17 protein-coding genes, 2 pseudogenes and 1 riboswitch are annotated in these 20,321 nt (G+C 55.7%); of the genes and pseudogenes, 12 read left to right on the top strand and 7 right to left on the bottom strand.

Annotated elements, in window-relative coordinates; genetic code table 11:
- A complete protein-coding gene (locus DHN12_RS07075; protein ID WP_108859557.1) occupies positions 1-513 on the bottom strand; it encodes a Fur family transcriptional regulator in 513 nt (170 codons plus the stop codon).
- A 56-nt stretch (positions 514-569) separates the two neighbouring features.
- On the opposite strand from DHN12_RS07075, the gene DHN12_RS07070 reads away from it, so the two are divergent.
- Positions 570-1,622, top strand: a complete 1,053-nt coding sequence (locus tag DHN12_RS07070) for a zinc ABC transporter substrate-binding protein (RefSeq protein ID WP_108859556.1) — start codon at positions 570-572, stop codon at positions 1,620-1,622.
- Between the two features lie 237 nt (positions 1,623-1,859).
- Here DHN12_RS07070 and DHN12_RS07065 read toward each other — a convergent pair whose 3' ends face one another.
- Positions 1,860-2,645, bottom strand: coding sequence for a 2OG-Fe(II) oxygenase (locus tag DHN12_RS07065; protein WP_108859555.1), 786 nt, complete (start codon positions 2,643-2,645; stop codon positions 1,860-1,862).
- A gap of 475 nt (positions 2,646-3,120) precedes the next feature.
- Here DHN12_RS07065 and DHN12_RS07060 point away from each other — a divergent pair, with 475 nt between their 5' ends.
- The 7 genes from DHN12_RS07060 to DHN12_RS07030 all read left to right on the top strand — a co-directional run bounded on the left by DHN12_RS07060 (position 3,121) and on the right by DHN12_RS07030 (position 11,478).
- The gene (locus DHN12_RS07060; protein ID WP_108859554.1) at positions 3,121-3,885 is read left to right on the top strand and encodes an enoyl-CoA hydratase; all 765 of its coding nucleotides are present in this window, start codon (positions 3,121-3,123) and stop codon (positions 3,883-3,885) included.
- Between the two features lie 320 nt (positions 3,886-4,205).
- A complete protein-coding gene (locus DHN12_RS07055) occupies positions 4,206-4,694 on the top strand; it encodes an HPP family protein (protein WP_108859553.1) in 489 nt (162 codons plus the stop codon).
- Between the two features lie 24 nt (positions 4,695-4,718).
- On the top strand, positions 4,719-6,083 hold the full coding sequence (locus tag DHN12_RS07050; protein WP_108859552.1) for a sodium:proton antiporter: 1,365 nt from the start codon (positions 4,719-4,721) through the stop codon (positions 6,081-6,083).
- 138 nt (positions 6,084-6,221) lie between these two features.
- Positions 6,222-6,327: riboswitch (TPP riboswitch) on the top strand.
- Between the two features lie 33 nt (positions 6,328-6,360).
- Positions 6,361-7,341 carry a thiamine ABC transporter substrate binding subunit gene (gene thiB, locus DHN12_RS07045; protein ID WP_108859551.1) on the top strand — a complete coding sequence of 327 codons (981 nt, stop codon included), beginning with the start codon at positions 6,361-6,363 and terminating at the stop codon, positions 7,339-7,341.
- On the top strand, positions 7,317-8,864 hold the full coding sequence (locus tag DHN12_RS07040) for a thiamine/thiamine pyrophosphate ABC transporter permease ThiP (RefSeq protein WP_108859550.1): 1,548 nt from the start codon (positions 7,317-7,319) through the stop codon (positions 8,862-8,864). Before thiB ends, DHN12_RS07040 begins: the two co-directional genes overlap by 25 nt.
- Entirely contained in the window at positions 8,851-9,543 is a 693-nt protein-coding gene (locus DHN12_RS07035) for an ATP-binding cassette domain-containing protein (protein WP_108859549.1), read from the top strand. The genes DHN12_RS07040 and DHN12_RS07035 overlap by 14 nt, the downstream gene beginning before the upstream one ends.
- 66 nt (positions 9,544-9,609) lie before the next feature.
- Positions 9,610-11,478 carry an adenylate/guanylate cyclase domain-containing protein gene (locus DHN12_RS07030; RefSeq protein WP_108859548.1) on the top strand — a complete coding sequence of 623 codons (1,869 nt, stop codon included), beginning with the start codon at positions 9,610-9,612 and terminating at the stop codon, positions 11,476-11,478.
- A 30-nt stretch (positions 11,479-11,508) separates the two neighbouring features.
- Here the strand turns inward: DHN12_RS07030 and DHN12_RS07025 are convergent, their stop codons facing one another.
- Together DHN12_RS07025 and DHN12_RS07020 are read right to left on the bottom strand one after the other, a co-directional pair.
- Positions 11,509-12,474 (bottom strand): GlxA family transcriptional regulator, encoded by a 966-nt coding sequence (locus DHN12_RS07025; RefSeq protein WP_108859547.1) that lies wholly within the window; start codon positions 12,472-12,474, stop codon positions 11,509-11,511.
- Between the two features lie 240 nt (positions 12,475-12,714).
- Positions 12,715-13,259: pseudogene (locus DHN12_RS07020) on the bottom strand (CoA ester lyase); the annotation flags it as partial.
- Between the two features lie 366 nt (positions 13,260-13,625).
- On the opposite strand from DHN12_RS07020, the gene DHN12_RS24405 reads away from it, so the two are divergent.
- From DHN12_RS24405 to DHN12_RS24750, 4 genes and pseudogenes are all read left to right on the top strand, one after another.
- Complete coding sequence (locus DHN12_RS24405; protein ID WP_159089982.1) at positions 13,626-14,558, top strand: hypothetical protein; 933 nt, start codon at positions 13,626-13,628, stop codon at positions 14,556-14,558.
- Between the two features lie 57 nt (positions 14,559-14,615).
- On the top strand, positions 14,616-14,924 hold the full coding sequence (locus DHN12_RS07000; protein WP_159089981.1) for a hypothetical protein: 309 nt from the start codon (positions 14,616-14,618) through the stop codon (positions 14,922-14,924).
- Between the two features lie 218 nt (positions 14,925-15,142).
- Positions 15,143-15,538 carry an autotransporter domain-containing protein gene (locus tag DHN12_RS06990; protein ID WP_159089980.1) on the top strand — a complete coding sequence of 132 codons (396 nt, stop codon included), beginning with the start codon at positions 15,143-15,145 and terminating at the stop codon, positions 15,536-15,538.
- Positions 15,539-15,903: 365 nt separating this feature from the next.
- Positions 15,904-16,111 (top strand): annotated as a pseudogene (locus tag DHN12_RS24750) (IS5/IS1182 family transposase); the annotation flags it as partial.
- 64 nt (positions 16,112-16,175) lie between these two features.
- Here the strand turns inward: DHN12_RS24750 and DHN12_RS06980 are convergent.
- Genes DHN12_RS06980 through DHN12_RS06970 form a run of 3 tightly spaced genes read right to left on the bottom strand, consistent with a single transcriptional unit; the run spans position 16,176 to position 20,315 of the window.
- Positions 16,176-17,789 (bottom strand): GMC family oxidoreductase, encoded by a 1,614-nt coding sequence (locus DHN12_RS06980; protein ID WP_108859540.1) that lies wholly within the window; start codon positions 17,787-17,789, stop codon positions 16,176-16,178.
- 19 nt (positions 17,790-17,808) lie between these two features.
- Positions 17,809-18,819, bottom strand: a complete 1,011-nt coding sequence (locus DHN12_RS06975; protein ID WP_108859539.1) for a zinc-binding alcohol dehydrogenase family protein — start codon at positions 18,817-18,819, stop codon at positions 17,809-17,811.
- Entirely contained in the window at positions 18,816-20,315 is a 1,500-nt protein-coding gene (locus tag DHN12_RS06970; protein WP_108859538.1) for an FGGY-family carbohydrate kinase, read from the bottom strand. Before DHN12_RS06970 ends, DHN12_RS06975 begins: the two co-directional genes overlap by 4 nt.
- Positions 20,316-20,321: the final 6 nt, after the last annotated feature.

The following is a 20,321-nucleotide window of genomic DNA, read 5'->3' as shown; positions in this document are numbered from 1 at the left end:
CTACGCCTTTTCGGTGCAGTCGGGGCAAACGCCTTCGGCTTCTACGACGGTCCGCTCGATCTCGAAACCCACTGCCCGCGCGGCTGCGCCCAGCTCTCCCTTCGCGGGTGTTGAATGTGTTTCGGCCACGGCATCACATTTCCTGCAAATCATGAAGGCCGGGGAATGCGTTGCCCCGGGATGTGCGCAGGCGACAAATGCGTTCAAACGTTCGATTTTGTGGACAAACCCGTTCTCGACAAGAAAATCGAGGGCGCGGTAAGCCACTGGTGGCTGCGATCCGAAGCCTTCGTCGCGCAATCGATCAAGAATTGTATAGGCACCCAAGGCCCGATGTTCCTGCAGCAGCATCTCCAAAACCTTGCGCCGCACGGGAGTCAGCCGCAGACCTTCTTCTTTGCACCGGGTCTCGGCAACGGTCAGGCTACTTTCGACGCAGTGCGCGTGGTCGTGCTTTTGGAATCCGACAAGGGCGGAGTCTTCAGCAGGTGCAGGTCTCATCTCACTTGTCATGTTATTCCATATCATATATGCCACTCGCAACGTTATAAAATCACATAGAGGGTTTGATGTCCAGAAAGCTTCTTCCTGTTTCGGTCACGGCTGCGTTGATGGGGGGCACAGCGAAGGCCGATGTCCCAAATGTTGCCGTTGATATTGCTCCGGTGCACTCATTGGTGGCGCGCGTGATGGAAGGTGTTGGCGCACCGAACCTGATCGTACAAGTCGGCGCGTCCCCGCATGAATACAACCTCCGCCCTTCCGAGGCGGCTGCCCTGCAGAATGCGGATTTGGTATTCTGGATGGGCGAGGACCTGACCCCATGGATGGAAGGCGCAGTCGAGAACCTGGCCAACGGAGCGACAGTCACCCCCCTGCTCGAAACGGATGGCACCGTCCTACTGGATTTCCGCGAGAACGCGCTGTTTGAAGCGCATGATCATGGCGATGAAGATCACGCTGAAGAGGAGGACCATGACGATCATGGTCACGAGGATCATGCCGACGACAAAGACCATGACGATCATGACCACGAAGAGCATGCCGCGGATGAAGACCACGATCACGAGGATCATGCTGAACACGACGACCACCATGACCACGCGCATGGCGATCATGATCCGCATGCCTGGCTTTCGCCCAAAAACGCCGACACCTGGCTGAACGTGATTGCCGCGCAGCTTTCCGCAGCGGACCCGGACAATGCGGGTGCATATTTCGCAAACGCGGCGACTGCCCGCGAAGAGATGGCATCCCTCTCCGCTGAAGTGAGTGCAACTCTGGAACCTGTACGCGGCAGTAACTTCATCGTTTTCCACGATGCTTATCAGTATTTCGAAAACGCCTTCGACTTCCCCGCGTCGGGTGCGATTTCGCTTAGTGACGCGTCAGATCCAAGCCCGGCGCGGATTTCTGAGATTCAGGGGCGCATTCGCGAAGAAGGGATCAATTGTGTTCTGTCAGAGCCGCAATTCAACCCAGGCATCGTCGCCACTGTCTTGGACGGAACCGAAGCGAATACCGGTGTGATAGATCCACTAGGTTCTGATCTTGAACCCGGGGCTAAGCTGTACCCGCAAATGATCCGGAACATCGCAAAAACATTGGCGGAATGCCTATGACCTGACAGGGCAGCCCGTTTTGGCATGGAAATCCAGAGCGGGCTGAACATCGCCGGGGGCACAAAGGTTTCTCGGAAACTTGGTTTTTTCGTTTCGGTGCTCGCGGCATTCGCCCGTTTGGAAACTCAGCCAGATTTCTTCTAGAATTCCCAACAGAACGACGCAGTCAGAGGCTGTAGCGGTGTCGGGATCAACGATCCGGACACTAGTTACGGGTCAGGCATGCGCAATCCCGGCTCACGACGCGCGCCCGTAAAACCCGATGCGTTCTTCGTGTGTGAACTGAACGTTTGGCCGATCATAAAAGGAAAACACGGCGATCATACGGTCGCGGTCGCCTTGAACAGGCGAGACGCGGTGCGCCGTGTTTTTGCCTTTGAAGATATTCAAAGTCCCCGGCTGCAGTTTCATGAGCGTGGGCTTGCGCCGGCCTTCCAGCAATTCAGCCACCCCATCGTAATTCGGGTTGTCATCACTACGCAGGTCCTTTTCGTACTCGAATTCACCCCCCGCAGACGGCGCTTGCAACAGCAGCGTTGTGGTGAATTCGGACCTGTCGAAATGCCAGTTCAGGGCCTGCCCGGCTGAGTAAGCCATGACGTTCACGCGGGCCAGCGGATCATCCATCACAAATAGCTTTGGCTTTTTCATGACCGCAGCCAGAAACTGCGCAAATGGCGGCCAATCGTAGAGGCGGATCACAATGGCCTGCCCCAACTGATCGGCACAAATCGTTCTGTTAGACGTCTCAAATTGGGTGAGGGCCGGATGGTCGCTGCCGAGGCCTTCGATAGACGTCCTGAAATAGATGTTGTGCCGCCGCGCGTGGACAAAAGCCTCTTCGGCAAAAACCGGTTGCAGCTCAGACACCGCCGATTCCAGCGCACTGTCGCGAACAAAGCCAGGCAGGTTAAATAGTCCATTCTCAGAAAGATCGGCTTTGCAGCGTTCGATCAGGCTGTGCCAGGCCGTGCTGCCCGGCTGGTCCAGTGGATACAAATCCAAGTTTAAGACATCACGCATCTTCGACCCTCCCTTCCTGTTATCCTGAGCAGGGCTTGAAACAGGGTTTTATAAATGGATAGCCTTTTTGGAGAGCATAAGAAATTCAAAAACTCTGACCGAAAACGGATTGCCCGGCGGAAAGCGCCTATTCCTGAGGGCGCTTGTACAGTAGAAATGGCGGCGATGGATTTAAAGTCGGAGACCCTCATAAGGATGAGCATGTCGCCGATCCCTTTGCGGCAGGGTTACCGGATAGCTTACGCAAAAAGACGTAGATCTCCACCAGATGTAAAAAAATTCGTAACTGCGCTGCAAAGTTAAGGCACCACTGAATTCAGCAGTGGGGATCAATCTGGCACACTCACCCGGCGACGTGAGGTAACCGCCCTGATTTGTTGACGCAGGCTATTTGCCCGCATACGAACTTGCCCACATGCAGGAAACCCACAGCCGACGCGGCACAAATTCCGCCGGACATCCAAGGAATAACGCCATGAGCGAACATATCATCGTCAGCACTCAGGATCGCGTCACCACAGTCACGATTTCTCGCACAGACAAGAAAAACGCTATCACTTTTGCCATGTATACCGCGATAGCTGAAGCCATCGAAGAATACGGTCAAACCGATCAAGCCCGGGCGCTGGTCATCACTGGTGAAGGCGATATGTTCACGGCCGGGAATGACCTGCAGGACTTTATGACAGGCGGTCTTCCGGCGGGTGACGCTGAAAATCCGATTATTCGGTTCTTGAATGCGATCCGGGATTGTCCGAAACCCCTGATCGCTGCAGTCAACGGTTCTGCAATTGGTGTTGGCCTGACCATGCTGCTGCACTGCGATCTGGTCTATTCCGCGAACAGCGCTACATTCAGCGCTCCATTTGTCCAACTGGGTCTGGTGCCCGAGGCCGGTTCTTCGATGTTGCTGCCTGCGTCCCTCGGTATGGCTGTCGCCAATGACGTCTTGCTGGCCGGGCGAGTTCTGACGGCGTCCGATGCCCTGAACCACGGGTTGGTCGCGCGGGTCTTTGCCGACGGTGAGTTGATGAGCAAAGTCCAGGAGATCGCAAAAGCCATTGCAGCCTCATCCCCAGTTGCGCTCAAGCAGTCAAAGGCCCTGATCCGCAATCAGCGTGACGAAGTGGCCGGACACATGGCCGCAGAAATCAAGATTTTTGCCGCGCAGCTACAATCCCCGGATTTCGCCGAAAGCGTTGCGGCCAAACTGCAAAAACGCGCACCGAATTACAGCTGACCCGCGCCTTTGAGGGACTACGGCTTTCCTCGCCTCGAAGGCAGCCCCGGTTATTTCGGAAACGAAAGCTGAGGCACAAAACGCCTCAGACGCAAACCCAAGCTGAAACCAACCTTCCGTTATTGGCCTACATTGCGAATAACGGAAGGATAACAACTTAATTTCATTACCGGGCTGGTCAATTCCGCCCGGCAATGGAATCAGTGCGCATCAACAAATTTTGATTCGCCCTGACACGCTTTAACAAGCCGAAAAAGGGCGTGCCCTGTGGCTGTTGGATGGCGTTTCACCCGATAGCCGCGTGAAGTCAGAGGAAAAGCATGGGCCTAACCTGCTATGACGTGATGGTACCGCCTGAGGTACAAAAGACCATTCTGCCGGATGAAAGCATCGCCACGGCTTTCAACATCATCAGGGGCAGCCGGGCACGGTTTCTGCCTGTCGTGGCTGAAGACGGAACTTATGTTGGCGTCTTTACCGCCCCGACGCTGCTGAAGCTGATTCTGCCGAAGGCGGCGACAATCGGTCTGAATGATGATGCGTCGCGCGTCGCGATCGACTCGCTCAGCTTCATGAACCTGACGCGGGAAGATTTCGAACAACAGATGGAGCGGCTGAAGACCGAAAAGGTTCGCGACAACATATCGAGGCCCTCGAACATCCCCGTTGCTGCACCTGACACGCCGGTGATGGAAGGTATCTTCCTGATCTACAAATACAAACGGCACGTGATCCTTGTTGAGCCCAAAACCAACCGTTTCGTTGGCACCGTAAGCGCCAACTCGCTTTTGGATCGCGCACTCAGCTAACCCTATACAAACCGGACTAAAACTTTGGCTACGCATTCGACGTCACACGGAGAGGCCGCTCTCTCTGTTCCGCAACTATTGGGTATTGATCCGCTTTGGATCGCGACCGGAATTCTGATTTTGGTATATGCGGTCCTGATCACCGAAAAGGTCAACCGCGCCATTCTGACGATGTTGGGTGCATCGCTGATGGTCTTGTTTGGCATCATCAATCAGGAACAGGCCGTGGCGGGTGTGGACGCCAACACTCTGGCACTGCTCATCGGCATGATGGTCATCGTGGGGATCACCAGCAAATGCGGATTGTTCCAATACGTAGCGATCAAGGCCGCAAAAGCGGTGAAAGCCAATCCAACCGGCATCTTGATCATGCTAACGCTGATTACGGCGGTGTTCTCGGCCCTGCTGGACAACGTAACGACAGTTTTGTTGATCGCCCCGATTACGCTGCTGATCACTGAAGCCCTGGAAACACGTGTGTTCCCGTTCTTTGTCGCCGAGATCCTGGCCTCGAACGTGGGGGGAACAGCGACGCTGATCGGTGACCCGCCCAACATCATCATTGGCTCGGCCGCAGGGCTGAGCTTCAACGATTTCGTGGTGAACCTGGCGCCTATCTCGGCCATATGTCTGGTTGTCCTGACCGGCATTATTTACCTTATGAACCGCAAGGAACTGGCCAGCATTCCGAAATCGGCCAGCGATCGGATCATGGGGTTCAATGAATCCGAGGCGGTCACCGATGTAGTCCTGATGATCAAATCTCTGGCCGTTTTGGCTCTGGTTTTGCTCGGGTTCACGCTGGGCCATGGCTACGGCATTCAGCCCGGTACGTCAGCATTGGCAGGTGCGGGCCTGTTGATGCTGCTGGCTTATGGCCATCAAAGTGGTGAAGAACAGTCGGAGTCGGTTCACCACATTTTTGGTGAGGTTGAGTGGGTCACAATCTTTTTCTTCGGCGGGCTGTTTGTCATCGTTGCCGGTGTTGAACATGTTGGCCTGTTGGCGTTCTTCGGTGAGAAAGTGCTGGAGCTGACCCAAGGCGACATGATGTGGACCGCGTTCTTCATCTTCTGGGCCTCTGGCATCCTGTCGGCCATTCTGGACAACATCCCATTTGTGGCAACGATGATCCCTCTGATCGAATCCACCGCGGACACATTTGGCGGCGAAGACGCGATTGAACCCCTTTGGTGGTCGCTGGCGCTTGGCGCCTGTCTGGGCGGCAACGGCACACTGTTGGGGGCAAGCGCCAACCTTACAGTGGCTGCTTTTGCAGAAAAGGCCAAGCAGCCCATCGGCTTCATCGCCTTCGCCAAAATTGCATTCCCGATCATGATCCTGACCCTGATGATCGCGAACGTCTATATTTGGCTGCGTTACTTCTGACCCTATGGCCCTTTGAACCGAACGTATTACAGGTTCAAAGGGCGTCCGACTCCGGACAGACTTACTTGCCCGCATACGACACGCACCGCGCTGAGGCACCGAATTTGGTTGTCTTTCTAGCCAATCCCCCCTAGTGACGGCCTCACCTCGGGGAGCACGGCCTGCCGCGCTGAGATGCTTATCAAGCGAACCCGTAGAACCTGAACCGGCTAGAACCGGCGGAGGGAAGGGTTTCGGTATCATCCATCCTTGCCCTCTCGCCGCAATGGAGGATGACATGAAACATCTGCTAATTGCTGCGGGACTTCTGAGCGCAACTTCGGCCATCGCCGCCGACAAGCCTCAGCTTACCGTTTACACCTATGACAGCTTTGTATCCGACTGGGGCCCCGGCCCGCAGGTCAAAGAAGCTTTTGAAGCGGTCTGCGACTGCGAGCTGAACCTTGTTGGCGTTGAAGATGGTGCCGCGCTTTTGTCGCGTGTCCGGCTTGAGGGGGAAAACTCTGACGCGGACGTCGTGCTTGGATTGGACACCAACCTGATTGCGGCGGCCCGGGAAACCGGCCTGTTTGCGCCGAATTCTGTCTCAGCCGACTTCGCACTGCCGATCGAATGGACCGATGACACGTTTACCCCGTATGACTGGGGCTACTTCGCCTTTGTTCACAAAGCGGATGCGACAGCGCCTGCGAACTTCCGGGAGCTGGCGGACAGCGACACCAAGATCATCATCCAGGACCCTCGCTCGTCCACGCCCGGTCTGGGTCTGCTGATGTGGGTTAAAGCGGCCTATGGTGATGATGCACCCGAAATCTGGGCTGGTCTTTCCGACAATATCGTGACGGTCACAAAAGGCTGGTCCGAAGCGTACGGCCTGTTCCTTGAGGGCGAGTCGGACATGGTTCTCAGCTACACGACATCTCCGGCCTATCACCTGATTGCCGAGGACGATGACAGCAAGGCCGCGTCCGCCTTTGACGAGGGCAACTATCTGCAAGTTGAGGTTGCGGCAAAGCTGGCCGCAACAGATCAGGCCGAATTGGCGGATCAGTTTCTGCAGTTCATGGTCTCGGACGCGTTCCAGCAGATCATTCCAACAACCAACTGGATGTACCCAGCCGTAACGCCGGCAGAAGGTTTGCCGAAAGGGTTCGACACCCTGACAGTGCCGGCAAAGTCGCTTCTGTTCTTTCCCGATGAAGCCGCCGCCGTGCGGGATCAGGCCCTGGCAGAATGGCAGAACGCGCTCAGCCAGTAAGCCCATGGCCCGGTATCGGTGCGGCGGCTCTGGTCGCCGCGCTGATTCTGGGCACCCTTGCGGCGGTTGCGCTGCGCGCTGAAACCAGCGGCGGGTTCAGTCCCGCCGATTGGGCTGCGCTGCGGTTCACGCTGACCCAGGCTACGCTGTCCGCATTGTTCAGCGTGGTGTTGGCAGTGCCGGTCGCGCGGGCTTTGGCACGTCGGAGGTTCCCCGGCCGACGAGCTTTAATTGCGCTTTTGGGCGCGCCCTTCATCCTGCCGGTCATCGTTGCCATTTTGGGTCTGCTGCAAGTTTTTGGCCGGTCGGGGTGGATCTCGGACTTCCTTGGCATTTTCGGCCTGCCGCCCATACGCATCTACGGCTTGCATGGCGTCGTACTGGCGCATGTGTTTTTCAACCTGCCTCTGGCCACACGCCTTGTGTTGCAAGCCTGGCAGGAAATTCCGGCAGAACGGTTTCGCCTGGCCGCACAACTGGGATGCAACGGCATGGCCATGTTTCGACTGATCGAGATGCCCATGCTGAAACGGACCCTGCCCGGGGTTCTTGCAGTAATCTTCGCCATTTGCCTGACCAGCTTCGCCGTCGCCCTCACCTTGGGCGGAGGGCCAAGGGCCACAACGATCGAACTGGCAATCTATCAGGCCTTCACCTACGATTTTGACCTGGGCCGCGCCGCCTTGTTATCCGCCCTGCAACTTGCCCTGACAGCTGCGACCGCTTTGGTGGCGCTGAAGTTTTCGCGGGGGGACGGTTTCGGAACAGGTCTTGATCGCGCCTTGCGCCGCTGGGACGGGGGCGCGCCATCAATAGATGTATTGTGGATCGTCGCAGCAGCCGTCTTTTTGCTACTACCTTTGGCATCAGTCGTAATTTCGGGAGCTGCCGGATTGTTTGACATGCCCGCAATCGTTTTTCGGGCCGCGCTGATCTCGGTTCTTGTTGCTGCGGCAAGTACTGCAGTCCTGCTTTTGCTAGCTTTGCCTATGGCCACCGCCGTCGCGAGCGGCCGGTACGGGCTTGTGGAACTCAGTGGCATTTTGGGTTTGGCGGCATCACCACTGGTCATCGGTACGGGCCTGTTCATCTTAATCCGGCCTTTGGCAAACCCGACGACATTGGCTCTGCCTGTCACTGCTTTGGTAAATGCTGCGATGGCCCTGCCCTTTGCTTTACGCATTCTGGTCCCCGCGGCGCGCGACATAACCGCCAGGCACGGACGTCTCGCGCTTTCATTGGATATGGCAAAATGGACGTTTTTCACGCGCATCTTGCTACCACGCATGCGTCCGCAGATCGGGTTCGCCGCTGGTCTTGGGGCTGCCCTGTCGATGGGTGATCTGGGTGTGATCGCGCTGTTCGCCGACCCGCAGATCGCGACCCTACCCTTGCAAATTTACCGCCTGATGGGCGCCTATCAGATGCAGGCGGCTGCCGGCGGCGCATTACTGCTGTTGCTGCTGTCCATGGGCGCATTCTGGCTTTTGGACCGAGGAGGGCGCTGGCATGCTGAAGCTTGACGACTGCGTGATTGAAAACGGGAATTTCACCCTAAACGCCGATATCCAGATCGAGGTTGGCAACAGCATTGCCATTATTGGCCCGTCCGGTGCAGGCAAGTCCACATTGCTGGAGACCATCGCCGGATTTCGGGATCTGAAGAAGGGTCAGATTTTTTGGGGTGGGCAACAGATTTCCAATTTGCATCCGGGTAAGCGCCCTATGGCGATGCTGTTTCAAGACGGAAACCTGTTTCCGCATCTGACGGCTGAACAAAACATCGCCCTGGGCCTGCGCCCAAATGGTCGGCTGTCAAGGGTCGAGGATGCACAGGTTCAGTCCGCTCTGGGCAGGGTTTCTTTGCATGGTATGGGCGCGCGCAAACCCTCGGAACTATCCGGAGGACAGCAAAGCCGGGTTGCCCTGGCCCGCGTACTTGTGCAGCGGCGCGAACTGTTGCTTTTGGACGAACCGTTTGCAGCCCTTGGGCCAGCCTTGAAAGCCGAAATGCTGGATTTGGTGGCCGATCTGGTGGCCGAAACCGAAACGACCCTGTTGATGGTCAGCCACGATCCGCAGGATGCACGCCGTATTGCCGACCAAACCGTACTTGTTGCAGACGAAACGGTGCATGCGCCCGTTCAGACAGCGAAACTCTTTGACAACCCGCCGCCAAGCCTGCGTGCCTATCTTGGCTAGCGGTGATCCCGCCTCAGACATCAACGAGGCGTTGTAACGGGTCGCCAAGCTAAATATCGTTCAAAGATGGTCAACGAAGACAAGCATACGCAGCACACTGGCGTGATCGACAAAAGCGCCCGGGCGCAAAGCAACCGCCAGACAAGGTTGAAAATCCGAATTTCCACTCTGCTGGCGCTGACCATTGGCGGACTGGTGGCAATATCGGCTGGCGCAGTTCTGTTGGTTTCGACTTATGCCAATTTTCAGAACACGACGGAACTGTTGAATACGTCTGCCGCGATGATCGTCGAATCCATCGAAGACGATATCTTTAGCCTGACGACACCGATCGAGGAACTGGCACAGTCCCTGCAGGAAGACGCAAGCACTGGCGAAGTCGATCTGCATGACACCGATTTTCTGAAAGCCTACTTCAAAGGCGTGGTGGCTTCAGTCCCGTATCTGACAGATCTTGCCATCGTGTATCCTGACGGCAGCCTGTTCATTTCAACACATATCACCGATGTTGAGGGGCCACGTTTAATAACGTCATACGAGCCTCCGGCTGCAGGCACGCTTCAGTATCTTAAAGATGTTAAAGGATATGATGGTTTGTTCTGGAACGAACCCTTCTTTGACCAGGGCCGGACACATATCTCAGCGACTGTACCTGCCTATAAAGACGGTATTTTCCTCGGGGCCGTGCTCGTATCTTCTACCGTTCACCATTTCTCGGGCCTGGTCGACGAGTTAAGTGGGAAATACGGGGCAACCGGTTTTGTTCTGTACGGTGACAACCGCGTTCTGGCCCATCCCAAATTGCTGAACCTGTCTGCCAACACGTTAAGCTCAAACGCCCCCTTGCATTCGGTCGCAGCACTTGATGACGCGGTAATTTCACAAATGCTGACGCAGCCACCCGAGTTTCAGGGCAACGATGGAACATTTGTCGGATATGTGGTCGAGGCGCTGGACGGAGAACACCTGGTTTTGACAAGCATCGTCAACGGCTTCGGATCTGAGCCGTGGGTGATCGGGCAGTATTCTCCGCTGAGCGATTGGAGCAACCAATGGTCCCGGCTGAGTGATGCCGCCCTGGTCAGTCTTGGTTTGCTGATCGCTTCGGTCATTGCGGCGCTTGTGTTGGCAAGACGATTGGCGGCACCCATTCACAGGTCGACCGAAGAAGCCATCAAAATCAGCGAGCTGAATCTAAACCAGATCGACCACCTGCCCCCCTCTCGGGTCTCAGAACTGAACCTTCAGGCTGTTGCCTTCAACAAGATGCTCGACGGGCTGCGCTGGTTTGAAACTTATTTGCCCCGAACCCTTGTACGGCAAATGCTAAAGACCGGAGACCCTAACCTTGTGTTGCCGCGCGAAGTCGAACTGACCGTCATGTTCGCCGACATCGTGGGGTTCACACCCGCATCCGAGGCCATGACGCCACAAGCCACGGCAGCAATGCTGAACCGGCATTTCGAAATCCTGAACCGCTGTATCGAAGCCGAGGGCGGAACGCTCGACAAATACATCGGCGACGCGGCGATGGCGTTCTGGGGCGCACCCCAGGACCAGACGGATCATGCCGAGCGCGCCTGCCGGGCCGCAATGGCAATCAAGCGATCTCTGGCTGAGGCTAGCGTCGAGTACGGCGTCAAAATCGCGGTGCACACCGGGCCGCTGATTGTCGGCAATATCGGGGCCGTCGACAGGATGAATTACACGGTGATCGGCGACACGGTGAATACCTGCGCCCGGATCGAAACCCTGGTAGGCGAACTGCCAAGTGACGAGCAAACCAGGATTTTGATCAGCGATGCCACAGCGCGACTGATCAGCCCGGCTTTTCATCTGATCGACTGTGGCGAATTCACTGTCAAAGGACGTTCAAGGAAGGTGAATGTCTACCGTCTTTGCGATGCAGATAAGACCCTTGGCCCCTCAGCATAACCTGCCAAACTTTCGGAGGCCGTATAATGGTCACTCCGTGCGCCGCAGTTGTTTTGGTGTTTTGCCGTATTCGGCCTTGAATGTCTGGGCAAGCGTAGAGGTTGACGCAAAACCGCAAGCAATGGCGATATCAATGATCGGCATTTGCGAGTTCGAGACCAGGGTAAACGCCTTTTTCAACCTGATCTTTCTATAAAATTTTCCGGGCGATGTGCTCAGGTGCAGCATGAACTGACGCTCTAACTGCCGGGTGGATACGCCCACGCGGCGGGCAAGACTGGCCGTTGGCAACGGGTGTTCGGTGTTTTCTTCCATGATGCGGATCGCGTTTTGCAGCCGCTTTTCCAGGAAATTCGGGTTCGCGCTCAGACCTTTGGGTTGCTCTTGCGCGTGGCCCCGAACGTCGTTCAGCATCAATTGACAGGCCAGTTCAGCCCTGTCCTGAGGCTCAAGAACCTCAGCCAGAATGCCGATGATCGCCTCCGCGGTATGACCGTACCCGGCGCAAGTCAGCACTGTTCCATTTCGGGCAACAAGACTTTCAGAAAGCATGGGGAAATCCCCAATCTCACGCAGCAAACCAATGTCGCGCCAATGTGCCGTGACCGGCCCGGATTGTTGCACTGTCGCCTTGATATATTCGCGTGCCGCGTCCGAAAACAAAGCAACCGGTCGTTTGTGTTTTTGCATTGCCCGGACGCGTCGCAGCCATGTGCTGACATCTCCCAACTGACCGCCCACAACACACAGGCAGTCGCTCAGATACTGGTCAGAGATGGCAGGCGTTGCCCGCACAATCAGGTCTGAACTGCTGGACACCAGACCGGGCGTGTCCGACGTAATCTGCCACCGAAAAAGATCGCGGTTGAGAACATCATTTGCCGTCTGCAAAACTGCAATGATGGATGACAGCTCCAGATAGGCAAATTCCGCCTGAACAAAAATCTCGAAAGCTATTTGCTGTTCGGTCTTCGATTTGTCTGTGGGTGCTAACATTCGACGAGATCTTGTTGTTCTTTATCAGCGCGATAGCCCCTTATTAGACCCGCTTCGTCTTTAGGGCAGCCGAACATCAATTGGCGAGGGCTTAGTTTGAACCGATCACAGGAATGAAAGCAAGGAACAAGTCCGCGTGTCTGGTCGCAGAGGCTATCGCGACCGAACTTTTCCGACCACAACCGTACACGCCGAAGTGCGGGAACCGGACGGCCCTGCGACCGATGGGGTTACGATGGCTTATGCTGTCGCCATCTGGCTGGTTCTTTCGACCAACACTTCTGCCTGACGGATCGAAGCGTAATCGATCAGCAGGCCGTCCAAGGACGCAGCCCCTTTCCCGGATGCTTCGGCATGGGACGTGGCAATAAGAATGCGTTGAGCCTTGGACACCTCGGTGTCAGATGGGGATATGACCTCATTGACCAATGCAATCTGGCTCAGGTGGATTTCCCATCTACAATCATAACCCAGAACGGCTGCACCTTTTGCTGTCGCGCAATAACCGTCAGGATCCCGAAAACCACCTAGGGGCCCGTCGACCTGACGTAACCCGTTTGCGCGTGCTGCGCCGACTTTTTGGGCCAATACATAGTGCCGAATATCGCCCCAATGGATCAGACGGCCACCAATCGGCATCCGAACGAATCTGTTTTTGCAGAATAATACGGGTTCACACCGCAGATGATCGTCGTCCGTGCGCGGGTTGATGCGGCATAGTCGGCAACACTAATATGCAGGTTTTCATTGACTTTCGAGACTGCAGCGATCTCACCGACATTCTGGAATCGTGATGGATTGAAACTGCCCCCAGTGCAGCCTTATCCAAACTTGGCAAATGGTGTCGACTTGCAATGTGGCATCGACATCCAGCAACAACGTCATAATATCTTCAACTGGGAACATCACTACAACCGGTGACAATGCGGTTGGAATTATTGTCCGCGACCAAAACGCTGATGGCATTGAGATCAATAACTCCGGGAATATCTCGACGAGAAACATTCAGTCGGCTGGGATAGTCGTTTTGAACGTAGCGGGCGGTGATACGACAATAACTTCAGAAGATAATATCGCTACACTGGCAGATAGGTCTAATGGCATTGTTGGCATCAGTCCTAACGGCAATGGCAATCTGACAATCCGGTCTGGTGGAACAATCAGCACTGCAGGAACAGATTCGACTGGAATTGAGGCGTCCAAGATTTTTGACTCCGGTGACGTTGTTTTCGCCAATACAGGTGAGATTGAAACCACCGGGAACCGTACCAGGGGGCTTATTGCAAAAAAACATAGGCAGCGGAGATATCGAAATTAAGGCTTCGAATACCATTCGAACGAAAGGCACTCAGGCCGAAGGTATTTTGGTTCAGGCGACCAATGCGTCAACGGTCAACAAAATCTCTGTTTCTTCAGCGTCGGGCATCTTAGAAACCGGTTCGGATTCATCCAGGATCGAAATAGAAAATGGCGGCGCTGGTTCGGTTGAAATCGAGACGACGCGCGAAATCTTGACCTGTGGTGCTGAGGCAAACGGGATCAAGGTTTCAAATTCCGACCGCAGCGACACTGCGATCCGCGGCAGCATCACGACTGAAGGGAGTAACGCAAGCAGTGTTCGAGTAGCTGGTTCAACCTTCAATACGTTCACAGTCTCTTTCACTGAGACTACCGTTCAGGGTGGCACGGGTGAAAGTTCGGCTGTACGTTTTTCCTCGGATTCTGGTACAGGGAACGTGTTAGAAATGTCGGGTGAGGTCGTCCTTTCATCGCAATGCGGATCTGGCGTATTCGGAGGTGCCGGTAACACCCTGACCAATGACGGGGTGCTTTCTCCGGGCGGGCGGGAATCGATCGCAACCACAACCGTTACGGACCAGCTGGTGCAAGGGGAAAGCAGCAGTTTCGCCGCTGACCTCGACCTTGATACAGGTGCCGCGGACCGCTTGAACGTTACAGAAACCGCTACTCTGGACGGTGCTGTTGGCGTCAACGTGCCGAGCGGATCGGGCTGCACCCAGCAATTCACGATTTTGTCCGCCGCAGGCGGCACGACGAACGAGGGTGTGACGCTGAATGGCTAGACACTTAGCCCAGTCCTTCCGGCCGAGCTGCAGTTTTCCAAAGCGAACGATGTGGTCTTGGCTGCCAACGTAAACTTCGCCATACCCTGTGCCGGGCTGAACGGCAACCAACAGAGTACCGCCAATGCGATTGATACAGCCTTTGAAGGCAGGGACGAGGGCTTTGCTCTGGTAACCAATGCCTTGCTTAGCGAGGTTTCCAGCGCGGGCGAACTAAAAGAGACGTGTGATCAGCTCGGTGCAGAAGGGTTTCTAAAAAGTGAAACTACCGCACTACTGAACGCGCAGAACTTCACCAATCAGCTGTCTTCGTGGCAGGTGACCGGCGTGGAATACGCCGCCATCTCGGAAGACAACTGCATCTGAGAACGCCCGCGGATCCGGCAGTTTGACCAAAATGGCACTTCTGATTCAATCGGTTAAAACAGCCGCTCTTACGGGATCAGTGTTAGTGGCCAGCTTGAGTTCCGGCCGGATTGGTTTGCCGGATTTGCTCTGGCTTACGAATCCGGCAATATCACTTCAACATCCAGTGTCGACAGTGACTTTGCCTCTTACTCAGTTGCCCCAACCTGAAACACACGTTGGCGCGGTTGGCTCTGTCCGGGGCTATCTCGGGCGGTGTGGGTGATTTCGACGCGACGCGCGCCGTCACTTTCGGCGGCCTGAACGCATCGAACACATCTAAGTACGACGTCGAATATCTGTCGGCACAGTTGCGGGACGCATATTTGATTGAACACAGCACCGGTTATCTCAAACCGATGCTGAATGTGAACCTGACGGGCGTGAAACGTGACGGTTTCACGGAATCCGGGACTTCAACAACCGGGCTGTCCGTGGACAACAACAGTAAGACCTATTTCTCGCTCAGCCCTGCACTGGAGTTTGGTCGGGATCGGCAGATCAGCGAGACGCTGGCACTGCGTGCATACGGGAAAATCGGGGCGACTATTCCAACAATACGGACACAACCGTGACAGCGCGCCTTGGCGATGGGCCGCATTTCACCAACTCGACAGGCGTCGACACCTGTTCGCCAATGTTGAGGCGGGTGTGACGTTCTTTACTAAAGGCAAAAAGGCCATTCAGATCGGCTATCAGGGTCGTTTCTCAGACAACAAGCGCATCAACATCACCTTCATCAAAGGCAGCATCAAATTCTGAACGAATAAGTTGTTCCATCGACCGCTTACGCGACAGGGTGAAGGGCTCTTTCCCCTGTCGCAACACCAATGCCGAATTGTTTCCCGGCGCGGAGATTGCCAAGTTGCCCTGAGGAACCGCTAGTTTCCTAGACACCTCCCTGTTTTCATTTGCGCTATCTGATTTCGAAGTCAACGAGCGACGATGGAGCGTATATCACCGCTGGTACCGCGTCGAGACTATATGCGTTGGTTGAAACTGTTGGCACAGAGTCTCATGGTGCGGGACGCGACAGGCAGGTGGCGGAGATCGAGATGCGCTTTGCCGTGCTCAAACGCAAAACCGCTCTTGGCATACCTGTCTCTGAGCCCCTGAGAAAAATCCGTAAGGAAAAAGGGGACGTGTGATCCTCAACCAATTTGTACAATGAATCGGAAGTTCGAAATAGTTGCGCTCGATATCAGTCGCTTATCAGGTTCTTTTGCGGATCATGTCCGCCGCTTTCTCTGCAATCATCACAACCGGTGAAGCTGTATTGCCGGATACGATTTTTGGCATGATAGATGCGTCAATCACCCGTAATCCCGACAGTCCATGCACCCTGAGATCCGCGCCGACCACAGCTGATGCATCCGAGCCCATTTTGCAAGTACCGACAGGGTGGAAAATAGTCGTAGCGATATCACCTACACCTTTCACAAGGTCTTCCTCTGTCTCCATCGCCGGGCCGGGCAAGATTTCTTCAGGCTGATAGGATTTCAGAGCGTTCGCCGTCATAATCTTCCGCGCCTGTCGCACGGATTTCGCTGCAACGCGTTTGTCGTTTTCTGTCGACAGGTAGTTCAAGCGAATATCAGGCTGTGCTTCGATGTCTTTCGACTGAATATGGCAAGTGCCCACACTTTCAGGTCGCAAGTTGCAGACCGAAACGGTAATCGCCGGGAACGGGTGCAGTGGATCACCCAACTTGTCGGTGGACAGCGGTTGCACATGGTATTCCAGGTCGGGTGTGGCCAGATCGGGATTGGATTTTGTGAACATCCCAAATTGGCTGGGGGCCATCGACATTGGCCCGGATTGCGTCAGGCCGTATTGCAATGCAATTTTTGCTTTCCCGAGCAGAGAATTCGCCATCGTGTTCAGGGTTTTTGCGTTCCGGACCTTGAATACTGTGCGGATTTGCAAATGGTCCTGCAGGTTCTGCCCGACGCCCTGACTTTCGTGATGCAAGACGATGCCATGTTCAGACAGCACATCGCCCCGGCCTACGCCTGACAATTCCAGAATTTTAGGCGTGTTGATCGCGCCCGCCGCCAGCAAGACCTCGGACCCGGCATAGGCGTCATATTGAACGCCCTTGTGCACGTAGCGCACGCCCGTCACCTGCTTGCCGTCGAACAACAGTGTCTCGGTTTCAGCATGGGTGAGAACGCGCAAGTTGGGCCGTTTCATCGCTGGGCGCAAAAAACCTTTGGCCGTGTTCCAACGCACACCGTTGCGTTGATTGACCTCGAAAAACCCGGTCCCCTCGTTGCTGCCATCGTTGAAATCTGCGCGCGGTTGGATGCCAAATTCCTTAGCGCCCTCCTGCGCGGCTTTCAGAATGTCCCATTCCAAGCGCTGTTTCGAGACCTTCCATTCCCCTCCGTGCCCATGCATGTCTGCGGGCCCGGCATGGTGATCCTCGGATTTCAGGAAATAGGGCAACACGTCATCCCAACCCCATCCGGCATTGCCCAGCTGCCGCCAATGATCGTAGTCCGCCGCCTGTCCGCGCATATAGATCATGCCGTTGACCGAGGTGCATCCCCCCAGCACCTTGCCACGCGGATAAACCAGCGAACGTCCGTTCAAGCCCGGCTCGGGCGCAGTTTTCATCATCCAGTCCGTGCGCGGGTTGCCAATGCAATAAAGATATCCCACCGGTATATGCACCCAGTGGTAATTGTCTGAGCCGCCGGCCTCGAGCAACAGCACCCGCGTTTTGGGGTTTTCTGTCAGGCGATTGGCCAGAACGCACCCGGCCGTGCCCGCGCCGACTATGATATGGTCGTAATCCCCATCAAGTTTCCGGACGTCTGTCATGGAGTATTGGTCTTTCTGATTAATATGCGACGACGAGTTTGCCGATCATGCGGCCAGATTCAATGATCGCGTGGGCTTCTTTAATCGTGGCCGCTGACAAGCCATGAAGTGTTTTTTGTTCGGTTGTCCGGATGATGCCATCATCAACCAGACGGGCGACACGCGACAAAATCCGCCCTTGGCGCGCCATATCTGCTGTGCCGAATAGGGATCGTGTGAACATCAGCTCCCACATCAGCGCGGCGGACTTACCCTGTAGGGCCGAGATGTCCAGCTTTTCGCTTGTCTCTACTATGGTCCCAATCCGGCCTTGCGGCGCAATGAGTTCACACATTGCGTTCCAATGCTGCGCGGTGTCGGCGTACTGGGTGATGTAGTCCACGTTTTTGTGCCCTGCCGTCCGAACTTGGGCAATCAGATCGTTGTGGTTGACCGTCTGATGGGTACCCATTTCCCGGCACCATTCAACCGTTTCCGGACGTGAGGCGGTCGCGATCAGGTGCAGTCCGGTCAGCTTGCGCGCCAGTTGGAGAGTTATCGATCCGACCCCTCCGGCCCCTCCAATGACCAACAAGCTTGAAGGCGTTTCGTTTGTCGGCACTTGCAGTCGCTCAAACAACATCTCCCAAGCCGTCAGTGAAACCAGAGGCAAAGACGCCGCCGCTTGTGGTCTAACTGAACTCGGAGCCAACGCGGCAATACGATGGTCGACGGCTTGAAACGCGGCGTAGGAACCAGGACGATTGACGTCACCCGCATACCAGACCCGGTCGCCTTTGGAAAAACCGGAGACCTCTGCGCCAATGTCACGAACAATACCCACAGCGTCATATCCCAGAATGAACGGCTCGGAGTGGTCCTGTTCAGCGGCTGTTCGAATGCGGCGCTTGGCATCCGCCGGATTTACCGAGATCGCCTCGATCTCGACCAGCAGATCGTTGGGCTGCGTGATTGGTTCGGGCAGATTGACGTCCAACAGACTATCGGCGGCTTCAATAGGAAGCGATTTCAGAAATCCCACGGCTTTCATCTTTGCTGCCTTTCGATCGAATTCTGTGAAGTCTCCCAAAACCCGCGCATCGCTTCAATCAGCGCAAGGTATTGTGTGTAACGCAGGTCGTAATGCGATTGCATGGCCGAATTCGGCAGGAACTCGGATTTGCGACGGGTCATCTGGCCAATCGCCTCTTCATATGAACCATATGCGCCGGTCGCCACCGACACACCGATGGCCGCACCTAAGGCACCGGTTTCTTGTGCCTCGGCCAGGTAGATAGGGACGCCAAGACAATCGGCGAACATCTGCGGCCAGACCGGGCTGCGCGACCCGCCGCCCGAAAGAACTGCCTGATCGAAGCTGACGCCCGCAGCCTTCAAAACCTCGATATGACGTCGGTGCTCGAACAAAACGCCTTCGAATAACGCGCGCAGCATGTGGCCTTCGCCATGCCAACCAGCAACGCCATAGAAACCACCCCTGAAAGACGCCCTCTGCCCCGAACCATAAAGGAACGGATGAAAGAACGGATCATCTGCAACCGGCTGGACCTCGGCCACCTTGGCGTTGCAGTAACCGAAAGGGTCGTCGTGATGTGCGCCGCGTTCGACGAATTCGCGAACGTACCATTCCAGATTGGCAGCTGATGTGGCGCTGGACTCGATATTCACGAACCGTTTCGACCCAAAGCCAGACACCATGAACAGGTCATCATTGACAGCAGGCGCGTCCGAAAACACCTGATTGATGCTCCATGTGCCTGCGATGATTGAAGCCTCACCCGCGCGCACAACACCTGAGCCCATTGCGCTGGAGACGACGTCAAAAAAGCCCCCGATCACCGGTGTGCCCGCGACAAGCCCTGTTGCAACCGCAGCTTCGGCGCTGACGGTTCCGGCAATTTCAACCGGGTCTATCAGGCGGGGCAGCATCTCACTTGCATCACTCAGCCCATATACCGCCAATAGACCATCGTCATAGGTGCAGTCGGGCATACGCGTCAGACCACAGCCTGACATGTCCGAGATATCGCTGATGCGCTCACCGGTCAGCTTGTAAGTAATAAAGTCCTTGCACAGCATAACCGTACCGGTCTGGGCATAGATCTCGGGCCGGTGACGTTTGATCCAAGCCAATAGAACAGGCGTCTGTGACGGCCAGGGCTTTTGCAGGCACAAGCTGTGCAGAGCATCACCTTCCGCGTCGGAAAATTCTTCGGCCAGCCCTGCAGCACGGGTATCCAGAAATTGAATGCCCAGCAAGGCTTCGCCTGCTTTGTCCAGCAGATAAAGTCCGTTGCCGTGGCCTGCGCACCCAACACCTATGATGTCGGCTGCGTCAATATCGGCAGTGTCGATGCAGCTGGTAATCACCTGCCGCGCATTGACCCACAACTCATTCAGGTCGCGTTCCACATGCCCCGGTTGCGGGATCGTGGATTGACCGTCCAATGCCTGCATCGCAACGGGGCGCCCCTGCAAGTCGAAGAGCAAAGCCTTGATGACCGTGTTTCCAGCATCCAGCCCCAATATGTA

The sequence above is a fragment of the Ruegeria sp. Alg231-54 genome (genome assembly GCF_900143525.1).
Lineage (GTDB): Bacteria > Pseudomonadota > Alphaproteobacteria > Rhodobacterales > Rhodobacteraceae > Ruegeria.
Note: the sequence above shows the minus strand (reverse complement) of the source record. Positions and strands in the feature narration are given on the sequence as shown.